Raw genomic sequence first — 20,386 nt, forward strand, 5'->3', positions numbered from 1 at the left:
GCACGGCACGTCGGCGTCGTGCACTGCTCGGGCGAACGTCAGGTCGGCAGCTCGGCCTCCGGGGTCGCCGCGACGAGTGCCTGCGTGCAGGGGTGCTGCGGCGCGCGGAAGATCTCCTCCGACGGCCCGGTCTCGACGATCCGGCCGAGCTGCATGACAGCGACGCGGTCGCTGTAGAGCCGGATCACCGCAAGGTCGTGACTGACGTGGAGGAACGAGATCCCCTGGTCCCGCTGCAGGTCGGCGAGGAGGTTGAGGATCTGCGCGCGCACGCTGACGTCGAGGGCGGACGTCGGCTCGTCGGCGATGATCAGGTCCGGCTTGAGGGCCAACGCCCGCGCCACCGCGACCCGCTGCAACTGGCCCCCGGAGGCCTCGTGCGGGTAGCGCCCCAGGTAGTCGGGGCCGAGGCCCACCGACTCCAGCAGTGCCACCAGCTCGCCCGTCGACGTCGTCTCGCCGTGGGCGCGGTAGACGTTCTCCAGTGTCTGGCGCACGGTCTGGCGTGGGTTCAGTGAGGCGAGCGGGTCCTGGAAGACCATCGCCACGTTGCGCCGCAGCTGGCGCAGACCGCGCCGACCCAGCGCGGCGATGTCGTGCCCGTCGGTCCGGACCGTCCCCGACGTCGGCACGACCAGGCCGTTGGCCATCCGGGCCAGCGTCGACTTGCCCGACCCGGACTCACCGACCAGTCCCAGGGCCTCGCCGCGGCCGACGTGCAGCGAGACACCGTCGACCGCGAGGAAGCCGCGGCCGCGGCGACCGAAGCCGCCAGGCGTGCGGAACCGCTTGCTGACTCCGGTCATCTCCAGGATCGGAGCACCAGCATTCATCGAGCGACCTCCTCGAGGGACGGCAGCTGCTCCAGGTGGCAGGCGGCGCGATGGGCGCCGCCCGCCCGGGGCGTCGGCTGCGGCAGCTCGACGACGCACCGCTCCCCGACCCGGTCGGCCAGCCCGCAGCGTGGCGCGAACGCGCAGCCAGGACCGGCGTCGCGCAGGGACGTCGGAGCGCCCGGGATGGAGCGCAGCCGGGTTCGTTCTCCCGCGGTCTCGAGCCGGGCGTCGAGCCGCGGCGTCGCCGCCCGCAGACCCGCCGTGTAGGGGTGCGCCGGCACCTCGAAGATGTCGCGCAGGCTGCCGTACTCGGCCTCGCGGCCGGCGTAGAGCACGAGGACGTCGTCGGCCGCGCTCGCCACCACTCCGAAGTCATGGCTGATCAGCAGCATCGCCATGCCGCTCTCCTGCTGCAGCTCGCGCAGCAGGGTCAGGATCTGCGCCTGCACGGTGACGTCGAGGGCCGTGGTCGGCTCGTCGGCGATGAGCAGCGCCGGCCGGTTCACCAGCGCCATCGCGATCACGGCCCGCTGCCGCATGCCGCCCGAGAACTCATGCGGGTAGCGGCGCACCGCGTCCGCAGGCTCGGGGATGCCGACCCGCTCGAGCATCTCCACCGCGCGGGCACGGGCCGCCCGCCGAGACACCGACAGGTCGTGCAGGCGCACGGCCTGCGCGATGTGCGTGCCGATGTCGAGGTACGGGCTGAGTGCCGACATCGAGTCCTGGAACACCATCGCCACGTCGGCCCCCCGCGCCCGGCGCAGCGCTCGATCGTCGGCGGCCAACATGTCCTGGCCCGCGACGAGGACCCGGCCCCGGGCGCTCGCGCCGCGCGGCAGCAGCCGCATGATGGCCCGGCCGGTGATCGTCTTGCCCGAGCCGGACTCGCCGACGACCGCGAGCGTACGGCCGCCGTGCAGCGTGACGGCGAGGTCGCGGACGACGTCGAACGTCCTCCCGCCGGAGGTGAACGAGATGGTCAGGTCCTCGATCTGCAGGACAGGCTCAGGCACGGCGGATCCTCGGGTCGAGAAGCGGCAGGAGGAGGTCGACGACGAGGTTGCCGACGATGATGAGGAACGCCGAGAAGAGCGTCACCCCGACGACGATGCTCAGGTCCGACTCGTTGACGCCCGAGAGCAGCAGGTCGCCGAGTCCGTGCAGGCTGAACACCTTCTCCGCGATCACCGAGCCGCCCAGCAACGCGGTGACGTCGAGCGCGAACATCGCGGTGACGGGCACCATCACGCCGCGCACGGCATGCCGGTTGACCTGCCGCGGCGAGGCGCCGCGCGCCGTCATCGCGACCAGGTGCTCGCCGGACAGCTCGTTGAGCAGCTGGGTACGGGTGATCCGGATGTAGCTCGCAGCGAGGATGAACGAGAGCACCATCCACGGTCCGATCAGGTGCCAGGCCCAGTCCGCCGGCGACTCCGAGAACGGTACGAACCCGGAGAACGGCAGCACGTTGAGCATGAACCCGAAGACCTGGACCACCAGCAACCCGACCAGGAACGTCGGCACCGACAGGCCGAACATCGCGAAGCCCGTGGAGAACCGGTCGACGAGCCCGCCCCTGCGGATCGCCGACAGTGCTCCGAGTCCGATCCCGACGACGAGGCAGAGCACGCCCGCGCCCAGCGCGAGCGAGAGCGTGACCGGCAGGCGCTCACCGATGAGCGAGGTGACGTCGCTGCGGTTGGGGAACGAGTACCCGAAACAGGGCGCCGCGCACTCGACCTGTTGCGAGCCCTCGCCGTAGGTCCGTCCGGCGACGATTCCCTTGACGAACTGGCCGTACTGCCACATGACGCTCTGGTCGGTCTGCATGTACGCGCTGACCTTGGCCTTGGTCTCGGCCGGGCACGGCTTGCCGCACATGGCGCGCGCCGGGTCCTTGGAGGCCCCGAAGAACAGGGCGATCGTCACGAAGGCGATCGCGAGGAGCATGAACACCGCAGTGACCATGCGTCGGGCGATGTAGGAGATCACGAGGCATCCTCCGTGCGTACGTCGAGGACGTCGCGGAGCGCGTCACCGGCGAGCGTGGCGCCGAAGACGATCAGGAACACCACGGCGCCGGGAAAGAGCATGTACCAGACGTCCGCGCCGCTGTAGATCCACGGCAGGGAGTCCGAGAGCAGCTTGCCGAGGTCCGGGATGTCGCCGCGCAGGCCGACGCCCAGGAACGACAGGCCTGCGACGACGCTGACGTTGGCCGGCAGCGACATCGCGAACAGTAGGACGACCAGGCCGAACAGGTGCGGCAGCATCTCGCAACGGATGATCTGCCACGGCGGAGCGCCGGTCGCGCGCGCCGCTTCGACGAACGGGCGGGCGTTGATCGCACTCGCCTGTGCGCCGATGATCCGGGCCGGGACGGTCCAGCCGAAGAACGCGAGCACCAGCACCAGCACCATCCAGCGCGGCACCTCCGGCGGCGCGATCGCCATGATCGCGATCACGAACATCAGGCCCGGGAAGCCGAACATGAAGTCGATGAGCCGCCCGGCGACGGCGTTGAGCCAGCCGCCGAAGTACCCCATCGCCGTGCCCAGGATCGCCGCGAAGACGATCGCCAGGATGCTCGCGCCGAACGCGATGAACAGCGAGGAGCGGATGCCGTAGACGATCTGCGCGAACAGGTCGACGCCGGTGACCGGGACGACGCCCAGCCAGTGGTCCGCGCTCACGCCCCCGAACGGACCCAGCGGACGACCGCCGTCCGGGGCCAGCAGGTCGGTGTGGAAGGTGTGCGGGTCCTGGCCTTCGAGCCGGACCAACAGCGGGGCGCAGAGGCCCGCGACCAGCGGCACCACGAGCATCACCAGTCCGGCGACGCCCGACTTCTTGCGGAGGAAGCGGCGGAGGACCGACGTACGCCGGCCCTCCGCCTGCTCGATCTCAGTGATCGACACCGACGACCAGCTCGTTCGCGAACGGCGGGTAGGCGGGCATGAAGTAGTTCAGGACGTTCGATCCGGCCAACGCCTGGGTCCGCTGGACGAGGAACGGGACGATCGGGGCGTCCGCCATGATCTGCTTGTCGATCGCGGCCCACATCTCCCCCGCCTTGACGAGGTCCGGCTCCGAGATGGCCGCGTCGATGGCCGCGTCCACGGCGGGGTTGGAGTACTGCGACGCGTTCCCGCCGCCGTCGCCGATCTCGCTCGACGCGAACAGCGGCTGGATGGTGCTCATGCCACTCGGGAAGTCGGCTCCCCAGCCGTTCGTCGTCATGTCGAAGTCGCCGTCGGAGGACGAGATGAGCTCGTACCAGGTGTCGCCGTCGAGGCCCTTGAGCTCGACCTCGATGCCGACCCGCGCCAGCGAGTTCTTGATGCTCTGGGCTTCCTTCTCCTCGATCGCGCTGACGTCGGTCGGGTAGGTGAGCGTGAGTTTGAGGTCCTTCACGCCGGCGTCGGCGAGCAGCTCCTTGGCCTTGTCGACGTCACCGGTGTCGCCGCCGTCGTAGAGGTTGTAGTCGGTTGCGCCGGGGATGCCCTCGGTCATGATCGACGAGGTGATCGTGCCCCCGAATTTCGGGCCGCCGTACACGCTCTGGATCTCGGACTTGTTGATCGCGTAGTTGATCGCCTGGCGCACCCGCACGTCGGAGAGGCCGGGCCGCTTCACGTTCATCGCGAGGTAGCGGAAGTAGCCCGAGGGGCCGTTGGCCATCCGGTCCGAGATCGACGCGTCGGACTCGATGCGCTGGAACTGCGATGGCGAGATGAGCGCGTTGCTGATCGCGAACTTGTCATCGCCCTTGTCATCGATGAGGCGCTGCACGATGGTGTCGTTGTTCAGGCCCATGTCGAGGACGATCTTGTCCGGGCCGGCCAGGCGCGCCTGGTCGGTCTCGGCCTTCCAGTTCGGGTTGCGCTCCAGCACGGCCTGGGTGCCCTTGCTGAAGCTCGTCACCATGTACGGGCCGCTCGCGACCGGCTTCTCGCCGTAGGTCTCCGGCTCGGTGTCGGCCGCCTTGGGCACGGGCGCGAACGCCGGCATGCTCACGATCCACGGCCAGTTGCCGAACGGACGGGTCAGGTGGAAGACGATCTTGTGGTCGTCGATGACCTCGATGGAGTCGAGCTCCTCGCCGTCGTACGGGCCGTCGTAGTCGGCGGCACCCTCGAGCAGGGTCTTGTGGTAGCCCAGGCCACCCTGGAACATCGGTGCGAAGGACCGCTCGATGCCGTACTTGACGTCCTGCGCGGTGATCGGGCTGCCGTCGGAGAACTTCAGGCCCTCCTGGAGCGTGAACGTCCAGGTCTTGCCGCCGTCGTCGGTCGTACCGGTGTCGGTGGCGAGGTCGGGGACCAGGATCGTGTCCTTGTCGGGGAACGTCTGCCACGACGTCAGCCCGCGGTGCACCCACCGCAGCCGGCTGGTCGGCACCATCTGCGCGTTGGCGGTCTCGAACGTCTCGGTCGCCCTGCGCGAGAGGTAGTGCAGCGTCCCGCCCTGGGGCACGGACTCCATCGCCGTGGCGTTCTTCTCCTTGGTCGGGCCGTCCGACGACGAGTTGGCGTTGCAGCCGGCCACTGCGAGGGCCAGGACGAGGGCGAGCCCGACGGGCACCACTCTCCGGGATCGTTTCGTCATGGATCGCACTTCCTGTGAGGCGGTCCCGATCCGATCGGGTCCGCAGCTTGGATCTCAGGAAGGGAGTCTGTTGGCGGCCCGGAGGGCGCGTCCATCGAGGAGTTCTGCAGGGAACCTTTCAGAAAATCTGAAAGATCAGAGGGCTCTGCGCGCGCCGGGGCGAGCATAGCGACCGAAGCCGTCGGCCCGAAAGACGTCGACGTGCATCTGCGCTACAAGTCGGATTCCGTGGGGCGGGGTACACCGTCTCTCGGCCTCGACGGTGAAATGCAGAACGGCGGCCCTGGGGCCGCCGTTCTGCATGGTGTCCGAGGGGGGACTTGAACCCCCACGCCCTAATACGGGCACTAGCACCTCAAGCTAGCGCGTCTGCCAATTCCGCCACCCGGACGAGTGCGGTGAAACCGTAGCAAAGCCCGGGCCCAGACACCGCATCGGCACCCCCTGTTTGTCCGAAAGACGCCTTCCTGAGCGTGCCGGGCGACCGCGGACGGGTCGCTCTGGGATCGTGGGTGCATGCAGGACCTGCGCATCGCCTTCGTTCCCGGAGTGACCCCCGACAAGTGGGCGCGGGCCTGGCGGGAGCGCAACCCGCGGATCCGGCTCCACCTCCTCCCCGTCGAGGAGGAGCAGCAGCGCGCCGTCCTCGACGCCGGTGAGGCCGACCTGGCGCTGGTCCGGCTGCCGGTCGACCTCGACCGGCCCGCGCCGCTGCACTGCGTGCGGCTGTACGACGAGGTGCCGGTCGTCGTGGCCGGACGCGAGCACTTCGTTGCGGCGTCGGACCCCGAGACGCCGATCCCGCTGGCCGATCTCGCCGAGGAGCAGCTCGTGCTGCCGCACCCGTCCGGCTGGACGCCGACGGTCGAGCAGCTGCCGTTCCCGGAGATGAGCGTCAAGGACGCGATCGAGGTCGCGGCCTCCGGCAGCGGGATCGTGATCGTCCCGATGTCCGTCGCCCGACTCCACCACCGCAAGGACGTCGTGCAGCGTCCGGTCGAGCTCGACCCGACGACCGTCGCACTCGTCTGGCTCCGTGACGCCGACAGCCCGGTCCACCAGGACTTCGTCGGGGTCGTCCGCGGCCGCCGGGCCAGCAGCAGCCGCTAGCCCGACCAGACCGCGGCGATCCGGTCGGCCAGCGCCCGCGCCTGCTCGCGTCCCGCGCGGGCCGCGACCGGCCGCAGGGACAGGTCCATCGCCCGGGCGCCGAGGAACCTCTCGTCCTCGGGGACGACGGTCTCGACCCGGCTGCCGCCCGCCCGCAGCCCGGCGACCTGGGACGCGAGGTCCAGCCCCCACGCCTCGGGTGCGCGCGACCTGCCGCCGAACGGCGACAGCACCAGGACGCGTTCGTGTCCCGCGGCCAGGTCCGCGTTGTCGGCGTTCGCTCGGTAGCCGCCGTCGATGTAGGAGCGCTCCCCGATCCGGTACGCCGGCCCGCTGGAGCAGCTCGCGGCCACGGCGTCGACCAGGTCGACCCCACTGTCCCGGTCGAAGGCGACCGGCTCGCCCGTGGCGGCATCGACGGCGGTGATCAGGAGCCGCTGCGTCGGCCAGGCCCGGCGCGGCAACCTGGTCGCGACGGTGCCACGCCACCGCTCCGCCCAGGACTCCCCCGACGCCTGCGCCTGCTCGAGGGCCGCAGCGCCCAGGCGGCGGCGCATGTCGGCCGGGTCGGCAGCGGCCGCGATGAGGCGTGCCGTCCGCTCCATCTGGTCGGAGACCGGCCGCGGCGCTCCCGCCTGTGCCGGCCGCTCGGGGACCGGGGTCTCCAGCACCGCGGTCAGCAGCTCCGCCGGGGATGCGCCGGTCACCTGGGCAGCGGCGGTCGAGCCGGCCGACGTACCGATGACGAGGTCGGCCGTCGTGACGTCGATGCCCGCCTCGAGCAGGCCGGCCACGACGCCGATCAGCCAGGCGTTGCCGGTGGCGCCACCACCGCCGAGGACGAGTGCTCGCGTGGTCATGACAGGTGCGTCGCCGCCCAGTCGCCGAGGATCCGGGCACTCCGATCCACCAGCGAGGCCCATTCCCGCGCGCCTTCGTCGGCGTTGTCGGAGACGTGCTTGACCAGCCGGACCGGCACACCCAGCTCCTGGGCGACGTACGCGACGGCGTAGCCCTCCATGTCGACCAGCTGCGCCCGCTCGGCCAGCCGGGCCCGGACCACCGGGTCGGTGACGAAGACGTCGCCGGTCGCGAGGACCGTCTCCCCCGGTCCGACGACCAGCCGCTCACGAGGGTCGTAGCCGAGCGCGCGGATCGCGTCGGCGTTGATGTCGTGGTTGAGGACGGTGCCGATCTCGTACAGCCCCGACTCCGCGAACAGGCCGTCGTGCAAGCCGCCGGCGGTCCCGAGGTTGACCACCTCGAGGTCCGCGAGATCGCTGCGGACGGCCAGGTGGCGGGCCAGGGCGGTGGCCGCGGCGGTCTTGCCGATTCCCGTGATCAGCACCTCGAGTCCGGCGGGGACGTGGGCGACCTCGGCACGGGTGGCGGCGACGATGAGCGGGCGGGGCACGGCGGTCACCCTAGTCCGGCGCCCTACCCGGCAGGATGACGCCGTGGTCACTGTCGTCGCGCGCGCCCCCGGCCGGGTCAACCTGATCGGTGAGCACACCGACTACAACGGCGGTCTGTGCCTGCCGTTCGCGATCCAGCTCGCGACCACGGCCATGGTCAGCGCCCGCGCCGACGACCGGCTCCGGGTGACCAGCGCCGAGGCCGACCCCGCCGACACCACCTGGCAGGAGTACGTCGTCGGCGTGGTCGCCGAGCTGCGCCGGCTCGGCTGGGACGTCCCCGGCCTCGACGTCGCGTTGACCTCGACCGTGCCGCTCGGCGGTGGCCTGTCCAGCTCGGCGGCGCTGGAGTGCGCGGTGGCCAGCGCGGTCGCCGGACTCCTGGCCGTCCCCCTCGACGACGGGACCCGGCGGCTGGTCGCCGATGCGTGCCGTCGTGCGGAGACCGACCACGTCGGCGCCCCGACCGGCGGGATGGACCAGCTCGCCAGCATGCTCGGCTCGACCGGCCATGCCCTCCTGGTCGACTTCGCCGACCCGACCGCGCCGGCCACCACCCCGGTCCCCCTCCCTGTCGCGGAGGACGGCCTGGCGCTTCTCGTCACCGACACCCGGGTCCGCCACGCTCTCGCCGACGGCGACGGCGGGTACGCCCAGCGCCGGCGCGAGTGCGCGGCGGGTGACCCGCGCCGGCTGCGCCACGTCGCGTCCGAGAACGACCGCGTCCGCGGCGCCGTCGAGGCGATCGGTGGACGCGACTGGAGCGGCCTCGGGGCGCTGATGACCGCCTCGCACGTCTCGCTGCGCGACGACTACGAGGTCTCCGTCCCGCAGCTCGACCTGGTCGTCGAGACCGCGCTGCGGGTCGGCGCGCTGGGGTCGCGGATGACCGGCGGCGGGTTCGGCGGCTGCACGATCACGCTCGTCGCGGGCGACCGGGCGGTCGTCGTACGGGAGGCGGTGGACGCCGCCTACGCCGACCGGGGCTGGGCCACCCCGGTCCACCACCTCGTCGAGCCCGGACCGGGCGCCGAGGTGCTCAGCCCTGCGGGATGAGGCAGAAGGCGCCGTCGGAGAAGCCGGCGGGCCGGATGCCGAGGGCCTGGTTGAGCCGGGCGCGCTGGTTCTCCCACGCGACCTCGGCGGCGAGCTCGGTGAGCTGGGCCCCGGTGAACCGGGCATCGAGCCGCGACCGCAGCTCGTCGGGCACCACGGCCGGCGACGCGCTGATCGCGGCCGCGAACGCCACGACCAGCTGCTCGTCGGGATCCAGCGCCGGGTTGTCGTCCGGCTCCAGCAGGGCGACCAGCTTCTCCTCCGGGACCCCCTCGGTCCGGGCGAGTGCGGCGCCGATGTCGAGGCAGAACTCGCAGTTGACGACCATCGCCGCCTTGGCGGTGGCGAGCGTCTTGAGGTGTGCGGGCATCCGGCCCATCAGCAGCAGCGACGTCTCGTAGGTGCCCTGCGCGACCAGGAGCTGCGGTCGACGTACCAGTCGGCCGGCGAGGTCGCCACGGTTGCGCCTGGCGGAGGCGAGGACGCGCAGGTGGATCCAGATCCGCTTCAGGATGCTCATACCCCTCCTTCGCGGGAGCGGCGCCGGGTGTCACGCCACTCCGACCACCAGACCGCGAGCAGGGCGAGGCCGAGCGCCCCCTCGACCGTGTGCAGCGCGGCGCCGGCAGCGAACTGACCGAGCTCCCCCACCCCGTGCAACCCCAGGCTGAGCGCCAGCGGGGTGCAGGTCAGCACGGACAAGCCACCCCACGCCCGGCGTACGGCGGCCGCGGCCGCGCACACGGCCGCGGCGACGAGTGCCAGCGACATCTCGAACATCGCGTGCGGGGCGTACGGCTCGCCGATCCCGTCGGAGATCCACTGACCGGCCACCAGGTTGCCGGTCGCCTGGAACAGGAACGCGCCGGCCAGCGCGAGCGCAACCGCGGTCATCCGCCGACCGGGACGGTCCGTACGGGCGGTCCGGCGCTGCACCGTGGCGTCGATCCGCGCGACCAGCCCGGCCGGCGGTGTCGAGCGGGCCGCCTCAGTCAGCCAGATCAGGGTGTCCACGTTCGGGTCGAGCCCGTCGGTCTCGTCAGGCACCGTCCATCACCTCCCGGAGCCGGCCGATCGCGCGGTGCACGAGCATCCGTGCAGCGCTGGGCGTGACGCCGAGCAGTGCGGCGATCTCGGTGGAGTTGAGCTCGCTGCCGAACCGGAGCGCAACGGCCTCGCGCTCGCGGGCGGTCAGGTGGCCGAGCCGCCGCCGGAGGTCGTCGGCGCCGATCCGGCGCAGCACCTCGCCCTCGGGGTCGTCCTCGGCCGTCCCGCCGGCGAAGGCCGGTGCCGCAGGATCGGTAGGCAGCTCCCTGCCGTGCCGGCGCCACCAGTCGGCGACGGTGTGGCGGGCGATGCCCATCAGCCACGCGCCGACGCTGCCACGGGCGCCGTCGTACCCGTCCCAGGAGCGCATCGCTCGTTCGAAGACCTGGCTCGTGACGTCCTCCGCATCGGCATCGGTGGGCAGGCGCAGGCGCACGTAGCGCCACACGGGCGTCACGTGCTCGGCGTACACCGCGGCGAACCCGCCGGCTCCTGGTTGCATCCCGACCTTCTTCGCACGTCCGGACCGGGGTGTCACGCCGCCACGCCAGGAAAACACGGGGCCCGCCCTCCGGGAGGAGGACGGGCCCCGTGGGGAGACCGGTCAGGTCACTTGAGCTCGGCGCTCGAGAGACCCAGCACACGCCGCGCGACGATGAGCTGTTGGATCTGCTGGGTGCCCTCGAAGATGTCGAGGATCTTGGAGTCGCGGGCCCACTTCTCGAGCAGCTCCTCCTCGCTGTAGCCGATCGAGGCGCACAGCTCGACGCAGGACAACGTCACGTCGGAGCCGACCCGGCCGGCCTTCGCCTTGGCCATGGAGGCCTCGAGCGAGTTCGGCTTGCGGTTGTCGGCCATCCACGCAGCCTGGAGGGTGAGCAGGCGGCCCGCCTCCCAGTCCGACTCCAGCTGCAGGAACTTCGCCGCGGCCGCGCTCTGCAGGATCGCCGGCCTGTCGTAGTCGACCTCGATCCCCGCCTCCTTGAGCAGGTCGCGGGTCAGGTCGAGCGAGGCGCGGGCGCAGCCCACGGCCATGGCGGCCACCAGCGGCCGGGTGTTGTCGAAGGTCGCCATCGCACCGGCGAAGCCCTGCTCGACGTTGATCTCCGGCGAGCCGAGGAGGTTCTCCTTGGAGACCCGCGCGTCGGTGAAGGTGATGACGGCGGTGTCGGAGGCCCGGATGCCGAGCTTCTCCTCCAGCCGCTCGACCTTCACGCCCGGCGTGCCCTTCTCGACCACGAACGACTTGATCGCCGCGCGGCCGAGGGACTTGTCGAGGGTCGCCCACACGACGATGCAGTCCGAGCGCTCGCCGGAGGTGACGAAGATCTTCTCGCCGTTGATGACGTACTCGTCGCCGTCGAGCACCGCGGTGGTCGAGATGGCGGCTGAGTCGGAACCGAACGACGGCTCGGTGATCGCCATCGAGGCCCAGCGGCCCTTGAAGCGCTCGAGCTGCTCGTCGTTGGCGACCGAGGCGATCGCGGAGTTGCCGAGGCCCTGGCGCGGCATCGACAGCAGCAGGCCGGTGTCGCCCCAGCACATCTCGGCGACCGAGGTCACCGAGGCGAGGTTGGCGCCGTTCTTGACGGTCTTCTTGTCCGAGTCGTCGCTGTCCCGACGTACGCCGGTCGCACCGGCTCCCTCGCTCGCGCCGGACTCGGAGAGCCCGTCGATCATCGCCGCGAGCATGTCGAGCTCCTTGGGGTACTCGTGCTCGGCGATGTCGTACTTGCGGGAGATCGGTCGCAGCATGTTCATCGCGACCTGGTGGGCCTGGTCGACCAGGGCCCGGTGCTTCTTCGGGACTTCCAGGTTGATCGCCATCAGACGAGCACCGTTCCTTCCATGATGCCGATGGCACGCAGGTCGCGGTACCACCGCTCGACGGGGTGCTCCTTGACGAAGCCGTGGCCGCCGAGCAGCTGGACGCCGTCGAGGCCGATCTGCATGCCCTTGTCGGTGCACGCCTTGCGGGCCAGTGCGACCTCGCGGGAGAAGTCCTTGCCGGCTGCGGCACGCGACGCGGCGCGGTAGGTCAGCAGCCGCATGCCCTGCAGCTCGATCGCGATGTTGGCGACCATGAACGCCACCGACTGGCGGTTGGCGATCGGCTCGCCGAAGGCCTCGCGGCCCTTCACGTACGGGGTCACGTAGTCGAGCACGGCCTGGCCGGTGCCGACGGCGAGTGCACACCAGGCGAGGCGCGAGAGGCGCACGCACTCGGTGTACGTCGACCCGTCGGTCTCGCCGAGCACGGCATCGGCGGGGACCTTGACGTCCTCGAGGACCAGCTTGGTCATCGACGCGGCGCGCACGCCCATGGCCGGATCGCCCTCGACGGCGAGGCCCTCGGTGGAGGACTCGACGAGGAACAGGACCGGCTTGCCGTCGAGGCTCGCGCCGACGACGAACAGCTCGGCGCTGTCACCGCGCGCGACCAGGCTCTTGGTGCCGTTGAGGACGTAGCCGTTGCCGGACTTCGTCGCGGTGGTCGACGGGCTGAGGACGTCGAAGAGCACGGTGGGCTCGTTGAGCGCCAGCGCGGCGGCGGGGACCGTGCCATCCTCGGCGCTGAACGCCGGGAGGTAGGTCTGCTGCTGGGCGTCGGTGCCCCACAGGCCGATCGCGGTGGCGACCGAGCCGGGAGCGAGGGTCGCGACGGCGAGGCCCATGTCCCCCTTGGCGAGGGCCTCGGCGACCAGGGTGCCGGCCATGGCCGAGCGCTCCTCGGAGACGCCGCCGAGCGCCTCGGGCAGGCCGAGGATCGGCAGACCGATCTCGAGGCTCGCCTTGAGCACGTCGTCGGGTGCGGCGCAGGCCTTGTCGGCCTCGAACGCCGCCGGGCGCACGACCTCGTCGGCGAACTCGGTGACGACGTCGACGAGCATCTGCTCGTCCTCGCCCGGGGTGAGGTCGAAGATGCCGCTCGCGGCGGCGTTGGTCGGCCGAGCGCCGGGCTGGCCGCCCTTGCCGGCCTTCGCGAACGTACGGCTCGCGTTGGTCATGGTCTTGAACCCGGTCCGGGTGACGGAGAAGACCGCCTGCTCGGCCGGCTTGCGGAGGCGGACCTTGTCGAGGAGGTCGGTCTGGGCGAGCCGGTTGAGTCCGGCGACGAGGTAGCCGATCGGGTCACGGCTCTCGCTGCTCGGGACCCCGTGCTTGCCGCCCGGCTTGAGGTTGCTGATCAGGGACATGGCACTAAATGTAACTGTGAGTTACACATTGCGCTACAGAAGGTCCGAAAACGTCCGGTGTGATCTGGGCGTCAGTCGATCCGGACCGCGATCGTGGTGCGCGGGAGGGTCAGCAGCACGCTGCCCGTGCCGCCGTCGCTGGTCCGCGTGGCGACCCGCCGGGTCCCCGCGATGACGAGGGTCCCGGACCTGAACGAGGCCGGTACGACGAACGCCGGGTCGGGCGTCGGGGTGTCCGGCGACAGGTCCCGCCGCGGGTACGCCGTCCCGTCGGCCGCCTCCAGGTGCAGGTCGGTGAGCTCGAAGCCGCGCGGGCTCGGGTCGTCCGGCGTGGTGTAGCTGAGACCGACGGCGAGGTACGCGCGTCGGGGGTTCCGCAGCCCCAGCGGGCCGTTGAAGAAGAACAGCCGGGCGTCGCCGACGTGGACCGACCGGACGGCGTCCGGGCCGAGCGGCGCGTCCGCGGTCGGGCGGAGCACGAGGTCGGTGTCGATCTCGACCTTCAGCTGCGGCCGGACCAGGACCGCGATGTTGCGCCCGGTCGCGGTGCCGTCGACCAGGGAGACCCGCTGGTCGTAGCCGTCGGCGTCCATCCGCAGCTCGGCCTCCGCGCCGTCCGGCACCGCGACGACGTACGTCGGCCCGCCGGCCGGCACCGGCACCGACGTACCGGCGACGACTACCTCCAGGCCGGCCGCGGACCACGGCACGCACGGCCGCTCCTGGCACGGACCGTCGGCGAGCGTGAACGTGCGCAGCCGGCTGCCCGGCGCGGGGAGCAGGATGCGCGCCCCGTCGTCGACCTGATCGGGCGCGCCCAGGCCGCCGACCTCGACGCCGGCGGTGCGTCCGGCCAGGGTCGCGGCGGTGACGCCGGCAGCGCCAGGTTCCCCGGTGCCGACGACCATGCCGGCGGGCACGAAGCGCACGTCCGCCGGTCCGGCCCGGCCGGCCGGGGCGGACCGGTCCGCACCGTCGCCACGGGACACGAGCACCGCCACCACGGTCAGGGCAGCGACGACCAGGATGGCCACGACCACGAAGATGGCCACCTTCAGCCCGGTCCGGGTTGCCTCCCGCTCTGCCTCGGGCGACGGGGGCGCGAGCGACAGCGGCAGCAAGGGGCCCGCCAGGACGGTGGTCTCGTCCGGGAGCACCGTCCGGGGCAGCGAGCCGACCACCTCGTCCTCGTCCACCTTGCCCAGCGCGAACAGCAGGGCGGCCAGCGCCCAGCGAGCGCTCATCACGTCGGCTCCCCCGCGCAGCCGGGCCAGCCGGAAGGCCTGGGCGTCGAGGGTGTGCCCGGACCGCGCGCCCTCGGCCAGCTGGGCGAGCACGCGGGCGAACGTGCCGAGGCGGATGGCGTCGGTGAGCAGGTTGACCTGGCCGTCGGTCGTCCGGCCGTCCGGCGCGTAGTCGTCGAAGGCGGCCCGGAAGTCCACCGGGTCGTCGAGCACCGCCGGCCCCAGCCGGGCCACCAGAGCGGCCAGCTCGTGGTGGGTCTCCACCTCAGCACCATGGCACTGGCGCCCGTCGTCCGGCCGGTCCCGACCGATCTATACCGAGTTCGGGGGACGGCACCGCTGCGGTGGCGACCGTACGTTCGGGGCACGGGACGATCACCGGGCGCGGACACGCTGGGGGCGACGATGCGAAGGATCCTCGTGACGGCAGCGGCCGCCCTGGCCGTGCTCGGCATCCTGCCGCCACCACCGGCGATGGCAGCGACCGGGACCGTCGTGGTCAACGGCTACGCCTTCCCGTCAGGGCTGCGATACGTCGCCGGGCCCTGCTCCGGCAACGGCAAAGCGACGCCGTACGCCGCCTACAGGCGGGACACCTTCCTCGGCGACCACGCCATCGGGCTCGCCTTCGGCGGCCAGACGGGAGGCATGGGCGGCGTTGCGGCGTGGGTGCCGGACCCGAGCAACCTGCAGGACGCCTCGCTCGCGACCTACCACCCGAGCCCGCTGCCCGGCAGCCCCGGCGTCGACGGGCACATCCTGATCCAGCTCGACGTGTTCGGCGACGGGTTCCAGTCGGCGTGGCTCGAGGGCCGCTACGACGTGTCGAACCTGACCGGCTGGCACCCCGGTGACGACGTCGCCGACATCCCGACGGACTGGTACTGGTCGGACGACGCCACCTTGTTCTCGACGGGCCAGACAGTGGCCGAGGTCGCCGGCGACGCGGGAGCCGGCTCCGGCGGTGCGTGGTTGAACTTCGAGTTCGGCTGCCGGGGCCGGGACTTCTACTTCGACGACCTCCGACTCCGTACGCCGGCCGGTACGACGACGTACGACTTCGAGGGCGTGCCGACCCAGGCGTTCATCTCCGCGGCGCCGAGCCACCACAGCACCGACCTCCAGCGCGGGATCACCCGTCTCGACCTCGTCGACGGCCAGGACCACTACCTGCTGGCCGACGCGAACACACCTGGCGACGGCGTCTGGTCCGCCGGTTACGTCCCCGGTACGGCGACCCTGTGGGCCCGTCCCTGGGGCGCGCCCGACTTCTCCCCCGTGGCCAGCGGTGGGTTCGGGAGCGACACCTACGCGCAGTTCCACGTCCAGCCGGACCGCCAGACCGAGTACCAGGTCCGCACGACGGGCGACGACACCTTCGAGGGCAGCACATCAGCGACCCTGTTGGTCACCGTGGCCCGGCAGGTCAACGCCCGAGCGCCCGCCACCCGGGTGCGGCAGGGCCAGCCGATCCGGGTCAACGGCCGGATCGCGCCCGGCGACGCCGGCGTCAAGGTGAGCCTCCAGCGCAAGGTCGGCAAGCACTGGCGCACCGTGGATCGCGCGAGGACGCGCGCTCACGGCAGGTTCGCGCTCCGGGTGACCGCGAGCAGCACGGGCCGGTGGACGGTCCGGGTAGCGGTGGCCGCGGCGAAGGGCAATGCCGCCAGCGTGACTCCGGGTACCCGGATCCGCGTGCTCCCTCGGCCCAAGCCACAGCCGCAGCCGGTCCCGGCACCGGTCTTCGTCCCCGTGCCCGTCACGCACGTCCCGACCGACGAGCCGAAGGGGACGGTGCCCCCGTCGGCCCACCACCGACTCACCCCGCCCTAGCGCTCTCCTAGCATGGGCCCATGCCTGAGGACCTCGACGACACCACTCCGGAGGCCGTGCTGGCGCCGTACGGACCGCTCCCCCGCAACGGCCGGGTCCGCCCGATGACCCGGTGGGGCACGCCGGTCATGCACCGCCCGCAGGCCCGGGTCGAGGTGTACGACGCCGCGCTGACCGCGTTGGCCGCCGACATGGTCGCGAGCATGTACGCCGCGGACGGCGTCGGTCTGGCCGCCTGCCAGATCGGCGAGGACGTCGCGATGTTCGTCTTCGACTGCCCCGACGCCGAGGGCCAGCGCGTGGTCGGTGTCGTCTGCAACCCGGTCCTGGTCGAGCCCGAGGGCGTCTCCCGGCGGCTCGACGACAGCCCCGAGGGCTGCCTGTCGTTCCCCGGCGCCTTCGTCGACTGCGCCAGGCCCGACCACGCCGCGGTCGAGGGCACCGGACTCGACGGGGCGCCGGTGCGCTTCGAGGGCGACGGGCTGCTGGCCAAGTGCCTGCAGCACGAGACGGACCACACCCTCGGCACCGTCTTCGGCGACCGGATCTCGGCGAAGGCCATGAAGAAGCTGCGCAAGCAGCACGACGCCGCAGCCGAGGACTACCCGCCGGAGTGGCCGACCTGATCGCGACCTTCGGCTAGCGTCTGGCCATGCCCGTCGACCCCTCGCTGGCCGGCCTCCTCGAGGCCATCGCTGCCGGCACGCCCCTGTCCGAGCTCTCCGCCGTTGACGCCCGCGCCGTGTTCCGCGCGATGACCGTGGACACCCGCCCACCCGAGAGCCTGGTCCGGGTCGCCTCGATCGAGGACGACAAGGTCGCCGGCGCTGCCGGTCCGCTCGCCGCCCGCGTCTACCGGCCCGAGGGTGACGGCCCGTTCCCGACCGTGGTCCTGCTGCACGGCGGCGGCTGGGTGCTCGGCGACCTCGACACCCACGAGCCGATGGCCCGCTCGATCTGCACCGGCACCGGTTCGGTCGTGGTCGCGGTCGACTACCGCCTCGCCCCGGAGGCCCGCTTCCCGGCGGCTGCCGAGGACGCCATCGCTGCGGTCCGCGACGTGCAGTCGCGGCTGGCGGAGTACGGCGGCGCCGACGTCCTCGCCGTCGCCGGCGACTCCGCGGGTGGCAACCTGTCCGCTGTCGTCACCCAGCACGTCCCGGGCCTGGCCGCGCAGCTGCTGGTCTACCCGGCCACCGATGTCCTCGGCGAGTTCGCCTCCCGCGTGGAGAACGCCCACGGGTACTTCCTCGACGAGCCGACCATGGCCTGGTTCATCGGCAGCTACGCCGACGCCGACACGGACTTCCTCGACCCGCGGATCTCGCCGCTGCGGGGCGACCTGGCCGGCCTGCCGCCCGCCGTGGTGGTCACTGCCGAGTTCGACCCGCTGCGCGACGAGGGCGTGGCCTACGCCGACGCGCTGGCCGCGACCGGCGTACCGGTCCGACAGACGACGTACCCCGGACTGATCCACGGCTTCTTCGACATGGGCCCGTGGTCGCCGGCCTGCCAGGACGCGGTCGACGACACCATCGCGCAGTTCGCGAAGCTGCTCCGCCGCTGACCTGGACCTCAGGTGGTCGGAGGGGTCAGCCCACCCGGCGCAACGGCACGGAGGTAGGGACGCGAGGTGCTGCGTCCGATGGTCGACTCCGATCCTGCGTTGCACCCGAAGAGTCCGTTCTGGAAGCCCTCGCACGTCGCCCACGGGCCGGGCTGCTCGCGCGTCGACCACCACTGCGTCAGGATGTCCACGGAGCTGCAGTCGAACCCGCTCGCGTAGACGTGCTGGGTGTGTGACCCGAAGATGTGGGCACCGCAGAAACGCTCACCGGCCTGGACACTGTCGGCGTTCCAGCTGATGACCGGCACCCCGCCGGGGAAGTAGTTCACGAGGTCGGTGTCGTTGGCGTAGCAGCTTTCCGCCCCCGTCATCCGGGGGATGCCGAAGCGGGCGAGCGTGCTGCAGGACGGGACGTCCTGCCCGCCGAGCGCCCGGGGCGTGCGCCACTGGCCCGAGCGCCGGACGAAGAACTGCCAATGACCGCCCGCCGCGCAGGCCTCGGGTCCGTAGACACCCTCGTCGACGAAGGCGAACCCGCTCGCGCGGTACTCGTGGACCGTCACGAGCGGGGCGCGGCGGCAGGCCTTCCGGTTGTCCGTCGACCTCCACAGGTCGAGCAGCTCACGACGCACGGCCTTGCGGAAGGACCTGGACGTCGAGCCCAGCCGTTTCATCCCGTGGTCGAGGTGGACCTTGGCACCGTGGTCGAACACGACCACCTCGGGGTGCGGGGCCGCTTGCGTCGCACCGGCGGGAGGCGCGGCCACGGAAGCGGCGAGCACCAGGCCCAGCAGGGCGACGAGGAACGCCTTCATGGACGGAACGTAGCAGCGACGAGCCCTCAGCGGGCGTGGCTCGGCAGCACGCAGGCCGCGTCGAGGCCGAGCACGCGGTTGAGCCGGCCGAACGCGAGCCATGAGCCCAGGCACATCGACAGCTCGACGATCTCGCGGTCGGTGTAGTGCGTGCGCATCCGTTGCCAGAACCCGTCGTCGATGCCGTGGTGGTCGAGGGCGTAGCGCTCGGCGTACTCCGCGGCGAGGCGGGTCCGGTCGTCGAAGTCGCGCGTCGTGCGCCACTCCTGGACCGCCTGGTCGAAGGTCTCCTCGACCTTCTGGCCGTCGCGCTCGGTGCGCCAGTCCTGGCAGAACAGGCAACCGTTGATCTGCGCGATCCTCAGCCGGGCGGCCTCGAACTCGCGCAGGCCCAGCGTGCTGTGCTCGTAGACGCTCATCGCGAGCGTCGATGCGGCGGGACCGATGCCGGGCACCAGCTCGCCCCAGACGTAGGTGATCGGGTCCTTGCCGTCGGGGATCTCGAGGAACATCAGGCCTCCTCGGCGATCGTGCGGAGGTACGTCGACGGCACCAGCGGGACGTCGAGGCCGTCGTACAGGCCCGGGTTCGCGGTGCGCAGCCACGGGATGGCGTTGACGAGCCGGTTGGCGGCGGTGGCGTTGCCGCCGGCAGCGCGGTTGCCGCCCTCGTCGGTGGCCTCGACGTTGATCTCGATGCGCGGTCGGCCCTCGATGATGACCCGGTGCGCGCCGTCGCCACCGTCGGGCGGCATCGGCCAGTCCGTCGCGCAGGTGGCACTGATCCGGGTGACGTGCTCGATCACGATCGTCGGCTCACCGCCGACGATGCCCTGCACCTCGAAGCGCAGGCCCCCCTGGGTGCCGGCCTCGAAGTCGCCGAGGGCGGTGGACACCGACGCGTCGAGGGCGCGGCGCTCGACGGTCTCGCGCAGCTCGTCGACCTCGACCCCGAGCGCCCGGGCGATCAGCCGGATCTGCCCGCCCCACACCATCGACGGGATGCCCTCGGCCACCATCGGCGGCTCGTAGTCCATCGGCTGGCCCATGCCGACGATGTAGCGGACGGAGTCCTCGGCGTCGTACGTCGAGTAGTCGAAGATCTCCTGGCAGCGGACCTGCTCGATCTCCGAGGCGAGTCCGCTCACCAGCGCGGGCAGCAGGTCGTTGCCCCAGCCGGGGTCGATGCCGCTGACGAACAGCGCGCTGCCGCCGTCGGCGCAGGCCTTGGCGAGCGGGTCGCGCATCTCGGCCGGCGCGCTGCGGTGGTCGTAGAGCGCGTAGACCGACGGCGTCACGACCACGGCTCCCCCGGCGAGCGCACGGGTGATGTCGACGACCGCGTCGTCGGGGCGCAGCTCGCCGCTGGCGGCGTACGCGACCGCTCCGGCACCGTCGAGCGTGGCGAGCGCCGCGTCCACGTCATCGGTCGCCGCGACGCCGAGGCTCCGCCCCAGATCGGCGATGTCGCCCGCGTCGCGCCCGACCTTCGCCGGGTCGTTGACGATGACCGCCGTCAGGCTGAGCCCGGGGTGGGCCGCGACCGCCCGGATCGACGCGCGGCCCATGTTGCCGGTGCCCCAGACGACGACCGGGACTGCTCGGTAGAACGTGTTCTCATCCGCCATGGACGGGACACTAGGGCGCCCGGCAGGC

Annotated in this window: 21 protein-coding genes and 1 tRNA gene; 5 read left to right on the plus strand and 17 right to left on the minus strand. The window is 71.9% G+C overall.

Annotation, left to right across the window (positions count from 1 at the left end; all coding sequences use genetic code 11):
• Window positions 1–38: 38 nt before the first annotated feature.
• The 6 genes from ACZYRU_RS15125 to ACZYRU_RS15150 form a co-directional block, all read right to left on the minus strand.
• Window positions 39–833 carry an ATP-binding cassette domain-containing protein gene (locus ACZYRU_RS15125; protein WP_488957916.1) on the minus strand — a complete coding sequence of 265 codons (795 nt, stop codon included), beginning with the start codon at window positions 831–833 and terminating at the stop codon, window positions 39–41.
• Window positions 830–1,852 (minus strand): ABC transporter ATP-binding protein, encoded by a 1,023-nt coding sequence (locus tag ACZYRU_RS15130; protein WP_488957917.1) that lies wholly within the window; start codon window positions 1,850–1,852, stop codon window positions 830–832. The genes ACZYRU_RS15125 and ACZYRU_RS15130 overlap by 4 nt, the downstream gene beginning before the upstream one ends.
• A complete protein-coding gene (locus ACZYRU_RS15135; protein ID WP_488957918.1) occupies window positions 1,845–2,831 on the minus strand; it encodes an ABC transporter permease in 987 nt (328 codons plus the stop codon). Before ACZYRU_RS15135 ends, ACZYRU_RS15130 begins: the two co-directional genes overlap by 8 nt.
• Entirely contained in the window at window positions 2,828–3,757 is a 930-nt protein-coding gene (locus ACZYRU_RS15140) for an ABC transporter permease (protein ID WP_488957919.1), read from the minus strand. Before ACZYRU_RS15140 ends, ACZYRU_RS15135 begins: the two co-directional genes overlap by 4 nt.
• Complete coding sequence (locus tag ACZYRU_RS15145) at window positions 3,744–5,426, minus strand: ABC transporter substrate-binding protein (RefSeq protein WP_488957920.1); 1,683 nt, start codon at window positions 5,424–5,426, stop codon at window positions 3,744–3,746. Before ACZYRU_RS15145 ends, ACZYRU_RS15140 begins: the two co-directional genes overlap by 14 nt.
• A 323-nt stretch (window positions 5,427–5,749) precedes the next feature.
• A tRNA-Leu gene (locus ACZYRU_RS15150) sits at window positions 5,750–5,838 on the minus strand.
• A gap of 125 nt (window positions 5,839–5,963) precedes the next feature.
• Between ACZYRU_RS15150 and ACZYRU_RS15155 the strand changes: the two genes are divergently transcribed.
• Complete coding sequence (locus tag ACZYRU_RS15155; RefSeq protein ID WP_488957921.1) at window positions 5,964–6,557, plus strand: LysR family transcriptional regulator substrate-binding protein; 594 nt, start codon at window positions 5,964–5,966, stop codon at window positions 6,555–6,557.
• On the opposite strand, the gene ACZYRU_RS15160 is transcribed toward ACZYRU_RS15155, so the two are convergent.
• Window positions 6,554–7,417, minus strand: a complete 864-nt coding sequence (locus ACZYRU_RS15160; RefSeq protein WP_488957922.1) for a patatin-like phospholipase family protein — start codon at window positions 7,415–7,417, stop codon at window positions 6,554–6,556. The two genes, ACZYRU_RS15155 and ACZYRU_RS15160, sit on opposite strands and share 4 nt — an antisense overlap.
• A complete protein-coding gene (locus ACZYRU_RS15165) occupies window positions 7,414–7,971 on the minus strand; it encodes a nucleosidase (RefSeq protein WP_488957923.1) in 558 nt (185 codons plus the stop codon). Before ACZYRU_RS15165 ends, ACZYRU_RS15160 begins: the two co-directional genes overlap by 4 nt.
• A 43-nt stretch (window positions 7,972–8,014) precedes the next feature.
• Here ACZYRU_RS15165 and ACZYRU_RS15170 point away from each other — a divergent pair, with 43 nt between their 5' ends.
• Window positions 8,015–9,028: a galactokinase gene (locus ACZYRU_RS15170; protein WP_488957924.1), complete on the plus strand. Its 1,014-nt coding sequence runs from the start codon at window positions 8,015–8,017 to the stop codon at window positions 9,026–9,028.
• Here the strand turns inward: ACZYRU_RS15170 and ACZYRU_RS15175 are convergent.
• The 6 genes from ACZYRU_RS15175 to ACZYRU_RS15200 form a co-directional block, all read right to left on the minus strand.
• Window positions 9,012–9,548, minus strand: a complete 537-nt coding sequence (locus ACZYRU_RS15175; RefSeq protein WP_488957925.1) for a carboxymuconolactone decarboxylase family protein — start codon at window positions 9,546–9,548, stop codon at window positions 9,012–9,014. The genes ACZYRU_RS15170 and ACZYRU_RS15175 overlap by 17 nt on opposite strands.
• Window positions 9,545–10,075: a hypothetical protein gene (locus ACZYRU_RS15180; protein WP_488957926.1), complete on the minus strand. Its 531-nt coding sequence runs from the start codon at window positions 10,073–10,075 to the stop codon at window positions 9,545–9,547. Before ACZYRU_RS15180 ends, ACZYRU_RS15175 begins: the two co-directional genes overlap by 4 nt.
• Window positions 10,068–10,577, minus strand: a complete 510-nt coding sequence (locus ACZYRU_RS15185) for an RNA polymerase sigma factor (protein ID WP_488957927.1) — start codon at window positions 10,575–10,577, stop codon at window positions 10,068–10,070. Before ACZYRU_RS15185 ends, ACZYRU_RS15180 begins: the two co-directional genes overlap by 8 nt.
• Before the next feature lie 107 nt (window positions 10,578–10,684).
• Window positions 10,685–11,902 (minus strand): acyl-CoA dehydrogenase family protein, encoded by a 1,218-nt coding sequence (locus ACZYRU_RS15190; RefSeq protein WP_488957928.1) that lies wholly within the window; start codon window positions 11,900–11,902, stop codon window positions 10,685–10,687.
• Window positions 11,902–13,272 carry an acyl-CoA dehydrogenase family protein gene (locus ACZYRU_RS15195; protein ID WP_488957929.1) on the minus strand — a complete coding sequence of 457 codons (1,371 nt, stop codon included), beginning with the start codon at window positions 13,270–13,272 and terminating at the stop codon, window positions 11,902–11,904. Before ACZYRU_RS15195 ends, ACZYRU_RS15190 begins: the two co-directional genes overlap by 1 nt.
• A 71-nt stretch (window positions 13,273–13,343) precedes the next feature.
• Complete coding sequence (locus ACZYRU_RS15200; RefSeq protein WP_488957930.1) at window positions 13,344–14,780, minus strand: hypothetical protein; 1,437 nt, start codon at window positions 14,778–14,780, stop codon at window positions 13,344–13,346.
• Window positions 14,781–14,936: 156 nt separating this feature from the next.
• On the opposite strand from ACZYRU_RS15200, the gene ACZYRU_RS15205 reads away from it, so the two are divergent.
• Genes ACZYRU_RS15205 through ACZYRU_RS15215 form a run of 3 tightly spaced genes read left to right on the plus strand, consistent with a single transcriptional unit; the run spans window position 14,937 to window position 17,916 of the window.
• Entirely contained in the window at window positions 14,937–16,349 is a 1,413-nt protein-coding gene (locus ACZYRU_RS15205) for a hypothetical protein (protein ID WP_488957931.1), read from the plus strand.
• Between the two features lie 20 nt (window positions 16,350–16,369).
• Window positions 16,370–16,975, plus strand: a complete 606-nt coding sequence (gene def / locus ACZYRU_RS15210) for a peptide deformylase (protein WP_488957932.1) — start codon at window positions 16,370–16,372, stop codon at window positions 16,973–16,975.
• A 26-nt stretch (window positions 16,976–17,001) separates the two neighbouring features.
• A complete protein-coding gene (locus tag ACZYRU_RS15215; RefSeq protein ID WP_488957933.1) occupies window positions 17,002–17,916 on the plus strand; it encodes an alpha/beta hydrolase in 915 nt (304 codons plus the stop codon).
• Window positions 17,917–17,924: 8 nt separating this feature from the next.
• Here the strand turns inward: ACZYRU_RS15215 and ACZYRU_RS15220 are convergent, their stop codons facing one another.
• The 3 genes from ACZYRU_RS15220 to ACZYRU_RS15230 are packed head-to-tail and all read right to left on the minus strand — an operon-like array spanning window position 17,925 to window position 20,358.
• Window positions 17,925–18,731, minus strand: coding sequence for a hypothetical protein (locus tag ACZYRU_RS15220; RefSeq protein WP_488957934.1), 807 nt, complete (start codon window positions 18,729–18,731; stop codon window positions 17,925–17,927).
• 26 nt (window positions 18,732–18,757) lie between these two features.
• Window positions 18,758–19,243: a carboxymuconolactone decarboxylase family protein gene (locus tag ACZYRU_RS15225; protein WP_488957935.1), complete on the minus strand. Its 486-nt coding sequence runs from the start codon at window positions 19,241–19,243 to the stop codon at window positions 18,758–18,760.
• On the minus strand, window positions 19,243–20,358 hold the full coding sequence (locus ACZYRU_RS15230) for an NAD(P)H-dependent amine dehydrogenase family protein (protein ID WP_488957936.1): 1,116 nt from the start codon (window positions 20,356–20,358) through the stop codon (window positions 19,243–19,245). The genes ACZYRU_RS15225 and ACZYRU_RS15230 overlap by 1 nt, the downstream gene beginning before the upstream one ends.
• Window positions 20,359–20,386: the final 28 nt, after the last annotated feature.

This window comes from Nocardioides sp. F233 (assembly GCF_057813895.1).